The sequence below is a fragment of the Rhodococcus sp. ARC_M5 genome, from assembly GCF_022810405.1.
Lineage (GTDB): Bacteria > Actinomycetota > Actinomycetes > Mycobacteriales > Mycobacteriaceae > Rhodococcoides > Rhodococcoides navarretei.
In genome coordinates this window covers 229,326-248,252 of record NZ_JALGQE010000007.1, presented here as the reverse complement: position 1 = coordinate 248,252, position 18,927 = coordinate 229,326, and the positions used below count along the sequence as shown (strand labels likewise).

General features: G+C 62.3%; 19 protein-coding genes. 15 read left to right on the top strand and 4 right to left on the bottom strand.

Annotation, left to right across the window (positions count from 1 at the left end):
• Positions 1 to 10 precede the first annotated feature (10 nt).
• Positions 11 to 730, bottom strand: a complete 720-nt coding sequence (locus MTX34_RS13705; RefSeq protein ID WP_243609746.1) for an SDR family oxidoreductase — start codon at positions 728 to 730, stop codon at positions 11 to 13.
• 83 nt (positions 731 to 813) lie between these two features.
• Between MTX34_RS13705 and MTX34_RS13700 the strand changes: the two genes are divergently transcribed.
• From MTX34_RS13700 to MTX34_RS13680, 5 genes are all read left to right on the top strand, one after another.
• On the top strand, positions 814 to 1,374 hold the full coding sequence (locus MTX34_RS13700; RefSeq protein ID WP_243594158.1) for a TetR/AcrR family transcriptional regulator: 561 nt from the start codon (positions 814 to 816) through the stop codon (positions 1,372 to 1,374).
• A 368-nt stretch (positions 1,375 to 1,742) separates the two neighbouring features.
• On the top strand, positions 1,743 to 3,518 hold the full coding sequence (locus tag MTX34_RS13695) for an alpha/beta fold hydrolase (protein WP_243609745.1): 1,776 nt from the start codon (positions 1,743 to 1,745) through the stop codon (positions 3,516 to 3,518).
• 301 nt (positions 3,519 to 3,819) lie between these two features.
• Entirely contained in the window at positions 3,820 to 4,713 is an 894-nt protein-coding gene (locus MTX34_RS13690) for a S9 family peptidase (RefSeq protein WP_243594156.1), read from the top strand.
• A gap of 42 nt (positions 4,714 to 4,755) precedes the next feature.
• A complete protein-coding gene (locus tag MTX34_RS26010) occupies positions 4,756 to 5,778 on the top strand; it encodes a DUF418 domain-containing protein (protein WP_243594155.1) in 1,023 nt (340 codons plus the stop codon).
• A 279-nt stretch (positions 5,779 to 6,057) separates the two neighbouring features.
• Positions 6,058 to 7,392 carry an alpha/beta hydrolase gene (locus MTX34_RS13680; RefSeq protein ID WP_243594154.1) on the top strand — a complete coding sequence of 445 codons (1,335 nt, stop codon included), beginning with the start codon at positions 6,058 to 6,060 and terminating at the stop codon, positions 7,390 to 7,392.
• 11 nt (positions 7,393 to 7,403) lie between these two features.
• Here MTX34_RS13680 and MTX34_RS13675 read toward each other — a convergent pair whose 3' ends face one another.
• Positions 7,404 to 8,126 carry a MerR family transcriptional regulator gene (locus MTX34_RS13675; protein ID WP_243594153.1) on the bottom strand — a complete coding sequence of 241 codons (723 nt, stop codon included), beginning with the start codon at positions 8,124 to 8,126 and terminating at the stop codon, positions 7,404 to 7,406.
• A 178-nt stretch (positions 8,127 to 8,304) separates the two neighbouring features.
• Here MTX34_RS13675 and MTX34_RS13670 point away from each other — a divergent pair, with 178 nt between their 5' ends.
• From MTX34_RS13670 to MTX34_RS13635, 8 genes are all read left to right on the top strand, one after another.
• Positions 8,305 to 9,300, top strand: coding sequence for an alpha/beta hydrolase (locus tag MTX34_RS13670; RefSeq protein ID WP_243594152.1), 996 nt, complete (start codon positions 8,305 to 8,307; stop codon positions 9,298 to 9,300).
• Complete coding sequence (locus tag MTX34_RS13665) at positions 9,297 to 10,286, top strand: PHB depolymerase family esterase (protein ID WP_243594151.1); 990 nt, start codon at positions 9,297 to 9,299, stop codon at positions 10,284 to 10,286. The genes MTX34_RS13670 and MTX34_RS13665 overlap by 4 nt, the downstream gene beginning before the upstream one ends.
• Positions 10,287 to 10,435: 149 nt before the next feature.
• On the top strand, positions 10,436 to 10,720 hold the full coding sequence (locus MTX34_RS13660) for a hypothetical protein (protein WP_243594150.1): 285 nt from the start codon (positions 10,436 to 10,438) through the stop codon (positions 10,718 to 10,720).
• Entirely contained in the window at positions 10,717 to 11,655 is a 939-nt protein-coding gene (locus MTX34_RS13655) for an ABC transporter ATP-binding protein (protein WP_243594149.1), read from the top strand. The genes MTX34_RS13660 and MTX34_RS13655 overlap by 4 nt, the downstream gene beginning before the upstream one ends.
• On the top strand, positions 11,652 to 12,473 hold the full coding sequence (locus tag MTX34_RS13650; protein WP_243594148.1) for an ABC transporter permease: 822 nt from the start codon (positions 11,652 to 11,654) through the stop codon (positions 12,471 to 12,473). Before MTX34_RS13655 ends, MTX34_RS13650 begins: the two co-directional genes overlap by 4 nt.
• Before the next feature lie 5 nt (positions 12,474 to 12,478).
• Positions 12,479 to 13,633, top strand: a complete 1,155-nt coding sequence (locus MTX34_RS13645; protein WP_243594147.1) for a sensor histidine kinase — start codon at positions 12,479 to 12,481, stop codon at positions 13,631 to 13,633.
• The gene (locus MTX34_RS13640; RefSeq protein ID WP_243594146.1) at positions 13,630 to 14,250 is read left to right on the top strand and encodes a DNA-binding response regulator; all 621 of its coding nucleotides are present in this window, start codon (positions 13,630 to 13,632) and stop codon (positions 14,248 to 14,250) included. Before MTX34_RS13645 ends, MTX34_RS13640 begins: the two co-directional genes overlap by 4 nt.
• A gap of 208 nt (positions 14,251 to 14,458) precedes the next feature.
• A complete protein-coding gene (locus MTX34_RS13635; RefSeq protein WP_243594145.1) occupies positions 14,459 to 15,295 on the top strand; it encodes a GAF and ANTAR domain-containing protein in 837 nt (278 codons plus the stop codon).
• A gap of 66 nt (positions 15,296 to 15,361) precedes the next feature.
• On the opposite strand, the gene MTX34_RS13630 is transcribed toward MTX34_RS13635, so the two are convergent.
• Together MTX34_RS13630 and MTX34_RS13625 are read right to left on the bottom strand one after the other, a co-directional pair.
• Positions 15,362 to 15,727 (bottom strand): Lsr2 family protein, encoded by a 366-nt coding sequence (locus MTX34_RS13630; RefSeq protein WP_243594144.1) that lies wholly within the window; start codon positions 15,725 to 15,727, stop codon positions 15,362 to 15,364.
• Between the two features lie 278 nt (positions 15,728 to 16,005).
• Positions 16,006 to 17,214, bottom strand: a complete 1,209-nt coding sequence (locus MTX34_RS13625) for an SGNH/GDSL hydrolase family protein (RefSeq protein WP_308198524.1) — start codon at positions 17,212 to 17,214, stop codon at positions 16,006 to 16,008.
• A gap of 427 nt (positions 17,215 to 17,641) precedes the next feature.
• Here MTX34_RS13625 and MTX34_RS13620 point away from each other — a divergent pair, with 427 nt between their 5' ends.
• Both MTX34_RS13620 and MTX34_RS13615 read left to right on the top strand, forming a co-directional pair.
• Entirely contained in the window at positions 17,642 to 18,214 is a 573-nt protein-coding gene (locus MTX34_RS13620) for a TetR/AcrR family transcriptional regulator (RefSeq protein ID WP_243609744.1), read from the top strand.
• On the top strand, positions 18,211 to 18,699 hold the full coding sequence (locus tag MTX34_RS13615; protein ID WP_243594142.1) for an FBP domain-containing protein: 489 nt from the start codon (positions 18,211 to 18,213) through the stop codon (positions 18,697 to 18,699). The genes MTX34_RS13620 and MTX34_RS13615 overlap by 4 nt, the downstream gene beginning before the upstream one ends.
• The last annotated feature ends 228 nt before the right edge of the window (positions 18,700 to 18,927 follow it).

Here is an 18,927-nt window from a genome sequence, read left to right as displayed (position 1 = left end):
TGGTCGGCGCTCAGCTGATACCGAGGGCGGAAAAGATCTGCCGGTACCGTTCTTTCGGGTCGAGCGGGAGGCCGGCTTTCACGAACTCCGCCCAGTCGTCGCCCAGCACTTCTTGCGCCCCCGACTCGATTGCGTCGAGACCTGCATTCGCGAGGTCGGCCGGTGCGACTTTCACCGCGTCCACTCCTTTTGCCATGTCGGTGTCGACCAGCCCCATGTGCACGCCGACCACATGTGTGCCCTGCGATGAGAGCTCGAGGCGCGTGCTGTCCGTCAACATCCAGGCCGCGGCCTTCGACGCGGCATAGGCACCCGCGCCCGGCGCAGTGAACCACGACAGTGCGGAGACGACGTTGAGGATCGCACCGCCTCCGTTGGCCCCCAGGATCGGGGCGAAGGCGCGGGTCATCTGCAGCGGACCGTAGAAGTTGGTGTCCATTTCCCGCCTGATGTCCGCCATATCTCCGCTCAGCAGGGCAGTGCCTGTCGATATTCCTGCATTGTTGATCAAAACCTGCACGTCGCCGGCAGCGCGAGCCGCGGCTTCGATGTGCCCGGCATTCGTGATGTCCAGCTCGATCGGCTCGACGCCGTCGGCTTCGACCGCGCTCGCGTCGCGGGCAGCCGCGTAGATCTTCGCTGCCCCACGTGTTTTGAGCTGTTTCGCGAACTCGGCACCGATGCCTCGGTTCGCTCCGGTGACGAGCACAACTGCACCTTCGAGCTTCATACGGATCCTTTGTGTAGTGATCACTATCGATTGCCCAGCGAGCGTAGCACGTTATGTAGTGATCGATATGTTATTCTTCCGGCATGGCTGGCCGACCACGTGGTTTCGATCGTGACGCGGCATTGGCGGTGGCTACCGAACTGTTCTGGCGCAGGGGCTTCACCGACACCTCGGTCGCGACACTCACTGCAGCCATGGGTGTGACGCCACCGAGCCTCTATGCCGCGTTCGGCGACAAGCAGAGTCTCTTCGAGGAAGCCTCAGCCGAGTACTTTCGCCGCACGTGCGAGGCCGTGGACGAGGCGGCCGAACTACCCACGGTCCGTGAAGCCCTGGGCCGAATGCTCGACGACACAGCACGAGCTCACACCGATACCGCGACGCCCCCGGGCTGTCTGATGCTGACCGAGCCACGGCTGGCCTCGCAGCGAGAGATCCTGCGAATACGGCTTCGAGATCGGCTCGATCGCGGTGTCCATGCCGGTGAGCTGGCTACGACCACCCACACCGATCACCTGGCTTCGTTTCTCCTGGCAGTCATGCGTGGCATGTCCGGCTGCGCCCGCGACGGCGGAACTACCGAAGACCTTCTTGCGATCGCCGATGCTGCTATGACGGTGCTACAAACCCCGCCCACGGAATAGTTCCGCGAGAAGGCCGGCGTACAGATAGCTGAGTCGAAGTGGTGGGGCCGACGCAATGGGTCGACTCGATCCGACTATCTCGTGGTCCTTGGCCGGCTGGTAAGCGGCGAAAGGCGAGTCGACCGTCTGGATGCCTTCTTGTCGATCGATCGTATGCAGATCGGATCTTGGCGTCGGATCCGATGCGCCGCCTCCGCGGCCTGATATCGGCATCTCAGGTGCCGGGACTGTTCGACCATCCCTGAGGGGTTCGGACGTTTGACCCTGTTGCGGGAACACGGAATAGCTTTGTCATGCACACATCAACGCACGCACATCTTGCCGTGCGCCGGGCTGGACCGACTGATGATCGATGAGGAGGAGCTCACGTGCCGTTGGACAAGAGTGTGCTCAGTACGGCACCGCGCGGGCGGAGGTACTTGCTCCCGGCTGCGATCGCTGCCGGTGTCATCGGATTGACCGGCGTCGTCGTGATGGCTGCCATGGCGTCACCGCCACCAAGCGCCCCGACTGCGAGTGGCGACGAATCCGGTGATGGAACACCGGATATCGCTGCGCTCGCAGGGTCGTTGGCCGGCCAGCAACTCAGCTGGGAGACATGTGAGTTCAACGACGACGGACCGCCCATCCCTGGTGCCGACGTCTCTAACGTCGAGTGCGCAACTATCAAGGTTCCACGCGATTGGAACGATCCTGATCCACAGCAGACGTGGGATGTACGAATCTCTCAGGCACACAACATCGATCGCACCGATCCTGACTACCACACCACGGTGATCACCCACCCGGGTGGACCGTACGCGTCGGGGTTGTCTTACAGCTCGACCGTTCAGATGTACACCCCGGAATTGCGGCAGACCACGAATTACGTGAGCTTCGATCAGCATGGTCTCGGTCAGTCCAGTCATGCGCAGTGCGAGTACCAATACGATCCGGCGGATGGACCCGACGCGGAGACGCGCGCGATCGGCGAGTCGTGCTCGGTCGATCCCGAGGTCGCGACCATGACGACCGAACAGACCGCGTTCGACATGGATTTCATCCGTCACCTTCTCGGGCTCGAATCGGTGACCTATATGGGCTACTCCTACGGCACGTGGCTCGGTGCCTGGTACGGCGGCCTGTTTTCGGACAACATCGAGCGCATGGTTCTCGATTCGGCCACGGACCCGACACAGGACTCGATCCAGGGCCTGTACGACCTGGCCCACGAGGGCCGCGATCGGCAGTTCCGGCTCCACATGATGAACTGGATTGCGCGCAACGACGCCACGTATGGGCTGGGCGGCGACCCTGAGGTGATCTGGAATCGCTACTTCACAGCTACCGGAAGTGCGGAGCAGTCGTTGGCTGCTCGGTACGCGTGGGCGTCGACGAACCTCAACGTTGCGTTCTCCAGTTCGGTGGTCTATCCGTTTGCTGGACAGCTCGTTTCGCTGATCATCGCCGAAGGTGAACGTGCCGTGACCCCTACGACTCCTGTTGCCTCCGCGAGCCGCATCGTCGACGGGATGGACACCCTCACCGGGGAGCAACGCACCGCGGCCCACGACGTGCTGGCGGCGCTGTCCGCGGCACCGGAAGACGATTCCAGTGGGTTGGTTCGCGGTACCTACGACGAGGTCATCGACTTCACGAAATGCACCGACGGACAGTGGGTTCAGGGCCTCGAATACTGGAACGAGTTCAACGAGCGAACGGCGCTCGCTGCGCCCTTCTCGGCGCAGAGTGGACTGCTCGACGGGCCACAGGCCTGTGCATTCTGGCCGACGGACTCGGCGATGCCTCCGTTGACCGAGGACTTCCCGGAAAGCATTGTTCTGCAGAGCGAACTCGATTCGATGACGCCGTGGGAGGCGGGTCAGGTTGCGGGCACGCAGCTGCCGAACACGAGCCTGATCGCGGTCGACAACGAGAGCGTCCACGGCGTCTTCCCCTACGGCACGGACGAGGTCGATCGTCCGGTGATCGACTTCCTGCTCGGCGGAGATCGGCCACCACGGACGATCGTGGCACATGCCAAACCCATGCCCCTGGAGGAATTCACCTATGAGTCCTGGACGCCGATCGACGGGAGCTCCGAGCATGACGGTCCGGTACCCAGGTTCACCGATCCGACCATCCGTGCGGAATCGGGCGAGTGAGAACCGTTGAACCGGTCGAATCGTTGGGCTTGACCCTGTCCTTGGGGCGCACTGGTTTCGGTCCACGGCGCGTGCGAGCGAAGGACACAGACGTCGCCTCTGACAGAGCAACCTTGGAGAGATTGACATGAAGTTCACGACATCGACGGCGATACTGACAGGCCTGTCCATGCTGGTCATAGTCTCCTGTGGCAGCGCCACTTCCGACTCGCAGAGTGCGAGCCCGGCTGCACAGTCGGTAGGCAGGGACCACGAGGTCACGTTCGAAAATGGGGCGTTGACGGTTCATGGAAGCTTACGAATGCCCGACGACACCGGCGTAGCTGTTCCGGCTGTACTGCTGATTGCAGGTTCCGGGCCGACGGATAGGAATGGCGACAACATCCACGTCGAAGGAGCCATCGGCACGTTGAGCTACTTTGCCGACGTCTTGGCGCGCCGCGGCATTGCCAGCCTGAGGTACGACAAATCCGGCACCGGTGCAACGGAACTGGACCCAGAGACAAACCCGTCGAAACTCGGACACGATGTATACCTGCACGAGGCCGCCGCGGCGGCGAACTTTCTCGCGGATCGCCCGGGTATCGACAAATCGGGAGTCGGACTGGTCGGACACAGTCAAGGTGCCCTTGTGGCGTTGGCGCTGGCCACCGACAAGGCCGGCGGGGTGCCGCCGATAACATCGTTGGGCCTGGTGCAACCACAGACGGCACGAACGTTGGACATCATGATGCGTCAGGTCGCCGGACTGGTGGAATCCGGACAACTGGTGGATGCCGATGGTGCCGACCTCGTATCGTCGTTGAACCGCGCGGTGGACCAGATCCGGACTTCGGGGACGATTCCGAACGATCTCCCGGAACCTTTGCGTTCGATAGGGATGGTTCCGGCAGGCGCCACCATGCTGGCCACTCAGGACGAACTCGATCCGATCGCCATGGCGGCGTCCCTGCCGTCCTCGATGGCAGTATTCACAAGCTGTTCGGACAAGGACATGCAAATTCGTTGCGTCGACGTTGCCGGTCTCAACGACGTCTTGGCGCAAACGCAGCTGAGTACAACGCATCTCGACACGGCGAACCATGTGCTCAAGGATGTAGGCGACCAGCCGTCGACCGGTGCCGAGTACGGAGAGCCGTTGCCCTTCTCGCAGCAGTTCACCGACGCGTTCGAGTCATGGCTTTCCGTCCGTTGATGTGCGGGCGGCCCCGGTCGAACCTCGGAGGAAGGTGAACACGTGACATCCATTGCACAGCAGTCTGTTTCGGTAACCGGTGTCAGCAGAATCGCCACTCTCGATGTGATTCGTGGTGTTGCATTGTGCGGCATCATCTTTGTCAACATCGGGCCACTCACCGGCTTCCGCACCGCACCGGGCCTCTACGAGCGTCCTTCGCTCGACAACACAGGCGGCTGGTTGCACCTTCTCGTGCAACAACGCTTCTTCCCGATCTTCGCTCTGCTCTTCGGCATCGGATTTGCGATGTTCTACGAGTCCGCTGCCCGCCGAGTGGTACGTCCCCGGCTACTACTGCTCCGGCGACTGCTGCTCCTGCTCGCCATCGGAATCCCGTTCAACGTGCTCCAACCCGGATCTGCGTTGCTACCGCTGGCGGTGGTCGGCCTGGTCATCTTGCTTCCGAGCACGTGGATGTCGCGGCGGGTCTCCGCGGTTGTGGCACTGGCGCTCATCGTGGGGAGCCTTGTCCTCGCGGGCGGTGGAATCAGCCTGACTCCGGGGATGCTCCTTCTGGGTGCGGTCCTCACCCGGTACGGTGTCATGCCGGCCATCGGTCGGTCGCGCCGTGGTGCGACGATCGTGCTGATCGTCGGTGCAGTTGCCGCGGTCCCGCTGATCTTCCTGCAGACCAAAACAATCGAGATGTCGAATTACAGTACAGAGTCCGCTGCAGCGGGTCTGGCTGTCGCAGGGGTGTACGTTTCGTCGCTCGCCTTGCTGATGACAACCGGTATGTCTCGAATTCTGGAAGCGGCCTTCGGTCCGTTGGGCAGGATGGCCTTGACCAATTACGTCGGTGCCGCACCGTTGATGCTGGCGGCGGGGTGGGTGTTGAACTTCTCCGACAGCTCCTCGTGGGCAACACTGTTGGGCACGGCAGGCGCGATACTCCTCGCACAATGGGTCGCCAGCGTGTTGTGGCTAAGGCGCTTCACTCGAGGACCGCTCGAATGGTTGTGGCGGTGGGGCACGTGGGGACATCGGCAGCCCGTTCGCCGGCACATCACCACGACCCACTGATTGCGCGGACCCTATCGTTCTTGACTGTGTGCCGACGACATAGTGCGTAATGGACGTATGCGTACTCACCGAGGACTGAAAGCGGGTGCGGCTGTGGCAGCATTGGTGTTGCTCGCGTCCTGCAGCCAGAACACCACACCCCAGGACAGCGAGCCCCAAGCCGGACCTCTCGACACGTTCTACAGCCAGCAATTGAACTTCGTGGATTGTGCCCCGCCTGCCTCGAACCTCTCGCCTGGCGAAACTGGTAGGTCACCAATGGAATTCGAGTGCGCACGCATGGATGTGCCACTCGACTACACGAATCCCGACGGGGAGATTGCCGAGATCGCGCTCTCCCGGGTTCCTGCACGTTCGGCTGATCCGATCGGTTCCATCGTGCTGAACCCAGGTGGGCCCGGGTTCTCGGGGACCGAGTTCGCGGCAACCACCGCAGGCGCGTGGGCGCAGAGCGACCTCACCGACAGGTTCGACCTGGTCGGGTTCGATCCGCGTGGTGTGGGTGCGTCGACACCCGCGGTGAACTGCTTCGACGACGACGAGCGTGAATCCGACGCGATCAGCGCTGCGATCAGCGTTCTGCCGCATGCGAAGTCCGAAGAATCGACCCGCGAATTCTATGAGAACTGCGCCGCAGGGTCCGGGGGAGAGGACGCGCTGGCCCACCTGGGCACCCGTGATGTCGCACGCGACATGGATGTCATGCGCGCTGCGCTGGGCGACGACGAGCTCACCTACGCGGGTGCGAGTTACGGAACCCGACTGGGCGCCGTGTACGCAGAGATGTTCCCGGGGAACGTCAGGGCGCTCGTTCTCGATGGTGCGATGGATCCATTCGCCGGAACGAAGGAGCGACGCGTTCAGCAGGCCGACGGTATGCAACGTGCGTTCGACGAGCTCGCAAAGTTCTGTGCCGCACAACCCGATTGCGCGCTGGGACCGGATCCGGCACAGGCAACCGAGGTCTTCCACAGCCTCGTGCGGCCCCTGGTCGACGCACCACTGCCGGCGGCAGACGGTCGTGAACTGACATTCACCAAAGCAATCGGGGGCGTCGTCCTCGGCCTGTATTCGCAGGAGGCGTGGCAGCCCGTCGTCATGAGTCTTGCCCAACTGCGTGACGGCCGAGGAGACTCACTGATTGCGCTGAACGATATCTACCAGGGACGCAACAGCACGAACGGAACCTACGCGAACACACTCGAAGCGACGGGTGCGATCAACTGCATCGACGAGGAACGCCACAGTCCGGTTCAGGAATCGGCGCTCATTCGCGTAGTGTTCGATGCGAGTCCGTTCGTCGATTCGGGACGGTCGGCAGAGAGCGCGCGGGATACATGCGAGCAATGGCCTGTCGAGCCCACATTGGGCTACCCCTACGCGACCGAAATCGAAGGATTACCAGACACTTTGACGGTCTCCGTGACCGGTGACGCGTTGACTCCGCACCAGGGTGCCATCAACCTTGCGGACGCACTCGGTGGAAGCCTGTTGACCGTCGAGGGTGAGCAGCACGGATCGATCATCGCGGGGAACGCCTGCACAGACGACATCGTTGCCGACTACCTCATCGACCTCGTGACGCCCCCCGACGACTCACGCTGCGTCCTGTGACGGGAGACCGGTCACCGGTGTCGCTGACGAGCGATGACGGTGGCACGAAGCAGTACGTCGAGTTGGGCAGTGTTGTAGAACTCTCGGATGGTCTCGGCGATGGCCTCTCCCGCCAACGACGGGCTTCCCATCAGACGGGAATTCGGTTCGCTCATCCACGGGTACTCGACCAATGCTTTGGCGATGGTGTCCGCGAACTCGTCGGCGAGGCGTGTACGCGTGTCCTCATCAGCGTCCGCGGGCAAAGCTTCGAACGCGATTGTCGCCGCGTCGTCGTCGGATTCGATGATGTCTCGGACATCGTCCATAGCTTCGGTGTCGTATACCTGCGAGTAGACCAGCGCCATGGATCGCTCGGCCGGAGTCATGCCCAGTGCGGTGCGCTCGAGGCCGGCCGGGACCTCGGTGATCGATCCGTGCTCAAGCAACAACGCGATTTGGGCGCGAGTGCGAAGGCTGCTTGCAATGACGTCGGCAAGATTCGCGTCGATGGCGGTGAGTACGTCGGCCGAGGTTCCGACGCCCGAACCGGTGGCCTGGATCTCCGCGAGTGGTACGCCGATGTCGCGTAGCCGTCTGATTTGCAGGAGTCGCACCAGGTGCGTGACGCCGTATTGCTTGTAACCGTTGGAGCGACGATATGGCTCGTCCAGCAATCCGCACCGATGGTAGTGCCGGACGGTGTTGACGGTGGTCGTCGCCAACTCTGCAAGCTCACTGGTGCTCCATGTCATGGGCACCCCTTTGCTCGAATCGATCGGAGCCCAACCCTAGCGCCGAAGTGGCAAGAAGCGGTACGAGCCGACCCAGCGTCGGGACACTCACCTGGCCCATTCCGCACGGCCCTGGCGCATTGTGCGCCGTACCCCATCAGTTCGGCGCGGTTCGCGGCCGGACAAGAGAAAGGCACATATGACACACACCTTCGAGGTCACTTGGATGCTGGATGGCATCACCATGGAAGGCACGGTGGTCTGCCCCGAAGGTGACGGGCCTTTTTCTGCAGTGGTTTTCGTGGCCGGTAGCGGGCCGACCGACCGCGATTGGTGTTCGCCCCTGCTGCCCGGCGAAAATGGGAGCGCTCGGCTCATGGCAGAGGCGTTCGCCGATGCGGGTATCGCCTCTCTTCGTTACGACAAGCGGGCATCCGGTGCACACGCGATGGACAACGTCGAGACGCTGACCGGCAAAATGAGTATGCAATCGCATCTGGACGAGCTGGTCGATGCCGTCACGGTGCTCTCCGGGCTGGAGTGCGTCGATTCCGCGAGGATCGTGGGGTTCGGGAACAGTGAAGGAACTCTGCACGTGCTCCATTACGCCACGACAACCCATGACGTCCCCTTTGCGGGAATCGTCCTCGCGGCACCACCTGGTCGGCCGATACGGGAATTGCTGCTTGCGCAATTGGGGCAGCAGACCAACCAGATTTCTGGTGGCAGCGAGCTGATGGCGAAAGTTCGGGAAGCCGCTGAGAACTTCACAGTCGGTCGACCGATGAATGCTGACCCGAGCTTGCCGGACAGCGTGAAGACAGTGCTCGCCGGATTCGAAGAACCGGCGAATCTGCCGTTCATCCGCGAGCTGTGGGTCGAGTCTGCGGCCGATTCGCTCGGGAAGGTGCAGATCCCTGCGCTGGTGCTGATCGGCGCCAAAGACGTCCAGATCGATATGCACGCCGATGGCGTTCCTCTCGAAGAGGTCGCCGCTGGGATGGCGAACGTGACCTTCGCCTTCCCGGCCAATGCGAATCATGTGTTCAAAGAAGACCTGCGCACGCCTGCGGACATCGCCGCGTCGCCAGGGAGCGGATACAACGAGCCGGGCACGCATCTCGACCCTGAAAGTATGCAGACGGTTCTCGCCTGGCTTGCGCAGCACATCCTCTCGACAGAGATGGCGACGTGAACGTGAAGTCGTTTGCGGGAAAGGGCTTTCTGGTCGTTGCTCTCGCAGCGACGCTGGGGAGCTCGACCCTGACTGCGGCGACAGCAGGGGCGTGGTCCGGTGACCGTGACGAATACGGTCAGTTCGTCGGCGACGCAGGTGTGCTCGACTATCAGGTGCATCTTCCGACCGGTTACGATCCGTCCTCGCCGACACCGATCATGGTTGCCCTTCACGGTTGTGGCATGACGGGGTACGGGATCAATTCGATGAAGGACACGACCCGGTTCGACGTCGTCGCGAACGAGGAGGACTTCATTGTCGTCTACCCGACGCAGACCTTCGACCGAAGCCCTCAACTGTGTTGGAATGCAATCGAACCGGCCCATCAACGTCGGGGCAGTGGGGAACCGGCATTGATTGCAGGAGTGACGGAATCGGTGATCGCGAAGTACAACGGTGACCGGTCGAATGTGCACGTGTCCGGTGCGTCGTCGGGCGCGGGTCTTGCTGTCGCGATGGCCGTGACATATCCCGATGTGTTCGCGACGGTGACGTCGACGGCCGGGGGCGAGTACAGCTACGACAAGGCCCAGCACGATCTGGACCGTGTCACCCCTGATTACACCGCAAGCCTGGCCGTTGCCGAAATGGGTGATCGCGCGAGATATGTTCCGCTGCTGGTGGTTCAGGGGGACCGTGACGACGTCGTACGGCCGGTCATGGCCGAACGGTTGACTGCGCAGTGGCTGGCGATCGGTGACGCACTGGGTGAACCGGCGTCGATGATCGAATCCGCTCGGGTCGAAGGACAAGACAAGTATCCGTACACGTACACCCGCTACGGCGACGAGGGCGGGCGGCCGTCGGCCATCGAGTCCTACCTCGTCGAAGGTATGGGTCATGTCTGGCCCGGTCCCGGCACGGGCTTGTTCACCGACGCTGCGGGCATAGATGCCTCGCGTGTGTCGTGGCAATTCGCGGAGGCGCACACCACGCCTATCTAGCGGGCTGTGTGCACTGCGGGAATCGCATTGCTATCCAGAGAAAATGGCCGGTCGATGACATCGGTCATGGTTCGGACGTGCAGATAGCGGTGTGTTTCGATGTTCGGGTGCACTGGTGGCCGCTGCTCCGTTCGGACAGGCTTCTAGTCATGAACAGAACAGGAATGAACCATCCGCACACTCCTCCCGATCGTCGCGAAACAAGCTCGCAGGGAATCACTCTCGGCACCTTCATCGCAGACGGAATGCGTCTCGGTCCCGCCCCCACTCGTGGCCGGGAGGCTGTTGCTGCGATCGGCGCGGTCGTTGCGTTGGGCATCGTGTTGGGTGTGCTGCAGCCCGGAGTCATCGTCTCCGCGGTCGCGGCCGGAGCCGGTGTGGCAATCTTCGCAGTCCGTTGGATCGTCGGAACCCGCAAGTGGGGCCAGCGATGAGCGCGGTGATCGCGGCCCGCGGGTTGCGTCGGGTGTACGGAACGGGAGACGACGCATTCGAGGCAGTGAAGGGCATCGACATCGACGTCGCAGAGGGGGAGGTCTTCGCGCTACTCGGTACGAACGGGGCAGGCAAGACCTCGACCTTCGACCTGTTGGAAGGCCTGCTGGCACCGACGTCGGGGGAGGTGGAAGTCTTCGGACACGATCCTCGGTTGGAGCGCAAGAAGGTCCGTCCGCAGATCGGCATCATGTTGCAGTCCGGCGGATTGCCGGCCGAGTTGACGATCGCCGAGACGCTGGAGATGTGGCGCGGTACCTGCAGCAATCCCACCACAACGGCAGCGGTCCTGGCGCAGGTCGACCTCACGGACCGGGCTGATGTTCGGGTGGGATCGCTGTCGGGCGGCGAGAAGCGTCGAGTCGACCTCGCATGCGCTTTGCTCGGCCAGCCGCGGTTGCTGTTTCTGGACGAGCCGACCACGGGCCTCGATCCCGAAAGTCGCCGAGCCACATGGAAGTTGCTGGCCGGACTCAAAGCATCCGGCGTGACAATCCTTCTCACGACGCACTACCTCGATGAGGCCGAAGCCCTCGCCGACACTATCGCGATCATGCACAAGGGTGAGATCGCGCGCCGCGGAACGCTTCGGAACATCGTCGACGAGCATCCTGCCCGGATCGTCTTCGATCACCCCGGTTTGATGTTGCCGTCGTGGGACGGCGCGACCGTCGACGCCGGGGCGAGGGTCACGGTCTACACCCACCACTTGCAACGACATCTGTCCGAGCTGCTGGCCTGGGCCGGTGCCCACGGCGTTCAGCTGACCGGTCTCGAAGCGCGAGCCGCATCACTCGAATCCGTATTCCTCGACATTGCCGCCGACCATTCCGCGTCGCCGACGTCCACCCCCGAATTGATCGGAGCATCATGACCACCACGACCACCGCGCCGCCCTCCGTGGGGTTCGGCCGGCGCCCGCTGTCCTCCCTGGCCGTCGCTGAATATCGACAGTTCATCCGCAACAAGACTCTCGTCGTCATGGGCACTCTGTTTCCGGTGGCGATTCCCCTCGCGACCTTCTTCATCGCGCGCAACAACTCCGGGGCTACCGTCGGTGTGGCCACCACCGGACTGGAAATGTTCGCCCTGATGGCGCTGCTGTTCGTGATGTACTACTCGGTTCTCTCGATGGTCACGACCCGGCGCGGTGAGGGCGTACTGAAGCGGCTACGAACGGGCGAGGCTGCCGACTGGCAGATTCAGGTGGCACCCGCTGTGCCAGGGGCGTTACTCACCCTCATCGGTGCCGTCATCGTAGGAGGGGTGATCTACGGAGCCGGCTCGCCGGTCCCCGTCAATGCCATCGTCCTCGTTCTCGCGCTGCTCGGCGGAATAATCGTGTTCTCGCTGCTGGCACTGGCGACCAGCGCGGTCACCAAGAACGCCGAGGCTGCCCAGATCACGTCACTGCCGGTGATGATCATCGCGATGGTCGGTCAGGATTCCATCCGGACTCTACTGCCCGATCGTCTCGGTTCTGTGGTCGATTGGACACCGTTCGCCGCGTTGTCCGACCTGATCTCGCTGGGCTCGGCAGGGCTGCCGGCAACAGCCCCCGAGGGAGCGGTTGCCGCGAACTTCATGGGAACTTTCGCCGAGGTGGGCCAGCCGCTCGCCACTCTGGGGCTGTGGACCCTGCTGACGCTCTGGATTGTCAAGACAAGCTTTCGTTGGGACGACCGAGGATGACACAGATGGCCATCGGGTGGCGTGAGTTGTCGGAGCCGGCCAAGTACCGGCTCTACGCACAGGTCACGCTCCTGGCGGCTATCGCGTCGGTCACGGTTTTCGCGGGCATCACCGCCGCCGGCGCCCCTTGGGCGTCGGCGACGGTCGTGATGTCAGGGCTTGCCTCGCTTGCCGCCTTGCTCAGCCGGGCCGATCTGTTCGCCGGGTCGAACCCCGCGCTGCGACGCTGGGGATTGCCGGTAGGAGCGGTAGCCCTGGCTGTGGTGTGGGCATCCTGCGCCATTGCAGCAGAGCTGGCCACCGACACGTCGGGCGTAGCTGCCGTTCGCGCAACGGGTTTCGCGGCGACGCTCTTCGCAGCGCAGTCGATAGTCCCGTTCATTCGGTATCGGTGGTGGGTCGTCCTTGGGATGAGTGTCGCCACCGGAGCGGTCTTCGGAGCAACTACCGGCAAGGCGGTGCAAATGATGGCGCTTACCGGTCTGATCTCGGGTGTCCTGTTCTCCAGCACCCTTCTGACGCGGTGGGGGCTCCGGATAGTGGAAGAGCTCGAGCGCGCAAAGACTGTCGAGGCGCGGTTACAGGTAGCGGAAGAACGACTTCGTTTTGCTCGTGACCTCCACGACGTCGTTGGGCGCAGTTTCTCGGCCATCGCGGTGAAAAGTGAACTCGCCTCCACATTGGCCAAAGCCGGCGCACACGACCGTGCTCGCATCGAGATGGACGAGGTCAAAACCGTAGCGGTCGAGTCCATGAACCGGATGCGAGCACTCGTTCGGGGGTACCGTGACATCAACCTGGACGGAGAAGTGGCCGGCGCTCGCTCGTTGCTCGCGGCGGCAGGATGCCTGCTCGACATCGAGGGCGACCCGTCGAACGTCCCGGCGCGCTTCCATGAGGTATCCGCCTGGGTAGTGCGAGAAGGGACGACGAACATCGTGAAGCACTCCACGGCGACCTCGGCGACGATGACTCTCGGGAAGGCTGGAATGTCACTGCGTAACAACGGAGTTCTCGCGTCAGCCCAGACGCCGCGGGATCACGCCCAGCAGACGGGCCTCCGTGGGCTGACCGAACGGCTGACGTCGGTCGATGCCGGTCTGGACACGACCTCGAATCGGAACGAATTCCTGCTCGAAGTCCATTGGGAAACAACGTGATACCGGTACTGCTGGCCGACGACGAGAACCTGGTGCGAACGGCAATGGCGGCCATGCTCGATCTCGAAACGGACATCGACGTGATCGCCGACGTCGAGTCGGGCGAAGATCTGATTGCGATCTGGCGGCGTCGCGTCGACCGTGGGGAGAGCGCTGCCGTCGCTGTGATCGATCTGCAGATGCCGGGAATCGACGGGATCGACACGGCAATCGAGCTGCTGGCGATCACTCCCAAGGCCGGCATCGTGATCGTCACCAGCCATGGTCGGCCCGGATATCTCAAGCGTGCTCTCACAGCCGGAGTGCGAGGATTTCTACCGAAGACCATTTCGTCGGCAACGCTGGCCGAGGTGATCCATACGATTGCGGCGGGCGGACGCCACGTCGATCCGCAACTGGCGGCGGAGGCGATCAGCACCGGTGACACCGTCCTGACCGGCCGCGAAGCGGATGTGCTGGAGTACGCCATCGACGGTGCATCGATCGACGAAATCGCTGTTCGCGCACATTTGTCGACCGGGACGACTCGCAATTACCTGTCGGCAGCGATGGGCAAACTGGGTGCGTCCAACCGATACGAGGCTGCGTTGAAGGCACGCAGGTTCGGCTGGATCTGACTCGCCTCCGCCTCCTGCTGTCCATGGCACTATTCTCGTTTCGTTCCCGGCGGTGCTCTCGGCGTGCAGGAACCTGTCGGTAGGAGGCGAACGCACGTTGCTTCGGTGATGCGCGTACGGTCACCTGTGCCCGTCGGGGGTCGTAGTTGCTGAGTTTCTCGCGCACGTCAACAAGTGTGAACGTTGCACAGTCAGGGACCCGTTTCCCATGATCGACCCTTCTGGAATTGCACTGGAATCGGCAGCGGCCACAAAGTTCGATGCCGAGGTGTCGGCTGCAGTGTCGGCACCGACTCGAACGCTGCTACAGCCGATAGTCCCGCCGCGCTACTATCCCGACAGCGCCCTCGAGTCGGTCGAGACGTTCCGGGAACTGCTGCTCTCGCACAGCTCCATCGAGAGCCTCCTACAGGGCCTGTGCGAGCGGGTAGCGGCAGTCGTTCCGGGTACGGACATGGTCGGGGTGACCCTCCTGCACAATCGATCACGAGGTCCGGCGACGGTCGCGTGCACCGATTCTCGGGTCGTGGCCATCGAATCCGATCAATATCTGACGGACGAAGGTCCAGGCTTGGAGGCAGCGCGAACCGGCCGGATCGTGTGCGTTCGTGTCGGCGACGCCTGGACTCGCTGGCCGAAGTTCGCTTCCGAGGCAGCTGATGTCGGGGTGCGAAGCTACCTGTCCGCACCACTGGCAGTCGATTCCGAGCACGCCGGCTCACTCAACCTGTACAGCTTCGACGAGCACGGGTTCAACGATATCGACGAAGTGCTGGTGATGATGTTCGTGACCGCGGCGCAAACGACGGTATACAACTCCAGGCTGCTAGTTGAAGCTCTGTCCGAGGTCGAGGGACTGCGCACTGCCATGCTGACCCGTTCTACCATCGACCAGGCCAAGGGAATTCTGATGGCGGTGCGGGCAATATCCCCGGACGCTGCGTTCGCCGCGCTGTCGGAACAGTCGCAACGCGAAAACACCCGGATCAAGGATCTCGCGGCCCGACTGGTCGACACCGTCGTGGGCGGTCACCGCGAGCTGTGACAACCAAACACAATCCGTTGAACAGCGCAGGTCGTCAGCGCAGCTACGGGATCCCCGAGCGAGACATCAGTGGGCTGCTTTGTATGCCTCTTTGATTTCCGACGAGATTCGGCCGCGGCGGCTGATGTCGTACCCGCCAGCGGCTGCCCATTGCCGAACCGCCTTGCCCCGACCCGGTTCGATTTCTACAACGATCGTCGGTGTAGGGGTCCGTGCGCCGGCCGAGAACGTTTTGCGTCTGCGACCGCCCACTCGGGTGGCGTATTTGATGTAGCGATCGAGTTTCCGGTGGAACTCGGTCGCGTTCGAGCTCTTGAGATCGATGACGTAGTCGACCCCGGAGACTGAGAATTCAACTGTCTCCCCTGATTCGTCGGCGATGCGGGACCCGTCCATATCATCGACAAACTCGATCGACACAATCTTGGCCATGATGTCGCGTCACCTCAGGTTCGAAAAAATTTTGTGCGCCAGCGCAACTGTAGACGAAATGTCAAGGAAATCTCGTATGTCCGGATGAATGTGCATTGCCTGAGCTGCCGAATGCCTGCAGTTTGTCGGCTCGGGTAGACGCGGTAGGAAAGGGCAGTCCTGACAATGAGTTTGCCGCATCGATGACTCCGGTCACTGGGCACCGGGCGTCGTCATGCACTGGCGTGGAGCGGCAACAATTCACGGCCGAAGGAACCCTGCAGAGGAAGTCGGCAAATCTAAGGGCGGGATTGACGTAGCTCGAACCCGTTCGGTAGAACTGCATCGATTCCCTCTCCAGGCTCTGAGGGTAAGATCGCGGATATGGCTGCGCCGAAACGTGTTCCGATCCTGAGGTGAGATTCGGCATCGGGATGCAGTCCGTCGGGCAGCGGCAGATCGGCGAAGTCGTCCTCGCCGTACAGGTCGAGTCCGTCGAGGTAGTACAAGTTGGGGTCCGTTGTCGAACGTCGTCGGACAACCTCTGCCAGCGCGCTCCGGACAACGGTCAGAGTCAGCTTCCCTGCGCCAGGACTTCCGGTCGCTATGAAACGGACTTCGCCGACCGCGAGCGCTACGGGATCGAAAGCGCCTGGGCCTGGGATGTTCTCGTGGATTGCACAGTAGAGCGGCGATACGACGACAACAGGAGTAGTTGGATGTCCGTCACGGATCGTGTCCAGGAAACCCTCTACCGCAGGGACGAAGGCGCGAAGGCTCATGGCATCGGTGTTGACAAGGTTGATGCCGATTTCGAGGCTGATGAGATCGGCCGCTGTGTCGCGTACGACGCGTGCGACGAACGGATCGAGGAGGGCGCTTCCCGCGAATCCCAGGTTCACCAGATCGAGACCGAGGGTCGACGCCGCGAGAGCCGGGAACGTCGCGCTCGGTCCTGATGCGTTGGAACCTTGGCTGATCGAGCTTCCGTAGTGCAGCCATGTTCTCGGGGGTGCAGGGTCCGGTTCCACCGGAGCGTCGGTGGACAGTCCGATCAGGGTGACTCTTTCGTTGTGCGGCAGCCAGATCTGAATGCTCTTCTCGACGCTCATATCGCCGGGTTCGAACGCTATGGTGCTGGGGCTTCCGGGCTGAAACTCTTCGGCTCCTGTGCTCACATCGATCGTGATCGTGTCGCCCCCGATCGCGACGGCCCGTTCGCGGAATTCCCCGTTCACCACCATGTCGTATGCGCCGTCGGGCCGTGCAGGTAATCCGAGATACACCCGTTTGGTGGGGAGTACGGCGAGTTCGATGTGAGCGGCGGCCGTACGAAACATCAGACGAACACCGGACGGATGTGCCTGTGCCAACGAGAATTGCACGTCGGGAAGGCGTTCACGTGCCCATGCCGGGAGCCGATGCGGCACCAACCCGTCGGAGGTGCGTTCGTGGTCGAGGGCGCCGCGCAGCAAATCGGGGGTGATGGGTGTTGCTGTCATGCTCATGGGCGCACCCTACGCCTTTCCGAATCCCACTCCGCCCCCAATCTCGTAGTGACACAATGAAGATGACACCATTCGTAGTGAGAATGGCCGGTAGGTGACTTGGCGGCCACTGGGGCAACACAAGCGAGCTGGATGATTGTTCAGAGTGTGCAACGAGTGTCCTCACCCTGTTCCTTTACGTCACCGCACTACGCGAACGAGCCGCAGCAGGAACGCAACTCACCGAGCCTGCGGCTGCGGTCGGCTGACGTGCATACCGAACTTTGTGCGGACAAGGGTTCCCAGCGCCCAATATGGTTGTCATGCGAGACGTGCAGCGGTGGTGAAGTCTTCCATGAGCTCGCCACCTGGCACCGAATGTAATTAGGCAGTTGCCTAAAGGTGTTAGGTAGCTGTACGGTTCTCCTCAACCGACTAGGAGGCCGACATGGCACGCGCTGGATCGAACGTCGATCGCATCGTTCGCGCTGGAGCGGATCTGGCCGACGAAGTCGGTTTCGATCGGGTGACTGCGAGCGAGGTCGCACGGCGTTTCGACGTCAAGGTTGCCAGTTTGTATTCGCATCTGAAGAGCGCGCACGAGTTGAACGTCGGCATCGCATTGTTGGCGCTGGACGAACTCGCCGACCGGGTTTCGGAAGCGTTGGCGGGCCGGGCCCGCAAGGATGCGTTGATCGCTGTGGCGAATGTGTACCTCGACTACTCGCGTGAGTATCCCGGCCGGTACACGGCAACCCAATTCCCACTCGATCACGAGACTGCGATCAACAGTGCCGGCGTACGCCATTCGGCGATGATGACGGCAATTCTGCGGGGATACGACCTCGACGAAACCGATCGGGTCCATGCGATCAGATTGTTGGGCAGCATCTTTCATGGATACGCCACTCTGGATGCATCCGGCGCATTCAGCCACAGTAGTCCGGACTCGCAGCAGTCGTGGACACGCATCCTCGACGGAATCGACACTCTCCTACAGCAGTGGAGGCAGAAACAATGAAACGCTTGTCCGGCCCCGACATCAGAACGTCGTTCATCAACTCGACCAAGGGCGACGCCACCCGGCTCACTCTCCCTGCCGCACTCGAGTCGGTTCCGTGGGACGATATGGATTTCCTCGGCTGGATCGACCCCAAGCTATTGGGCAAATCCTATCTTGTTGTACCGCAAAAAGATCGGCTGCTCGGTATAGCGATGCGCTTCAAGGCCGGTGGTCCACGTAAGGCGCAGATGTGCAGCATCTGCCTCACCACACACGCCAACGGCGGAGTATCCCTGATGGCCGCAGCGAAAGCCGGGGAATCAGGGCGGCGCGGCAACTCCGTCGGGACGTACATCTGCTCGGATCTCGCCTGCTCGCTCTATGCACGTAAAAAGAAGACCCCCGCGCTGGGGCGACAGTTCAAGGAAGACTTCGACGTCGAGAGCCGCACCGCGACGCTCCGAGACAACGTCGACGCATTCGTAGGCCGCGTTCTGAGCTGATGGCACGTGCCGTCGCCACGAGCGGCCCTCGCCGCACTCGCAGAGTCCATCGGTCCGCCAACAGGTTTCGATCCATGGTCCTTGCCGCCACAAAGGTCGATAGTCGATGCGCTCAACTTTCCCCCTTCGGTTGGTACACACGGCGAGTGTTGTGCGGAGTTGGCGGCACGGCCGCTCACCGACCGACAGATTCGCTGGTCGAGGTGGGTCCGCTGCCGGTCCACTTCG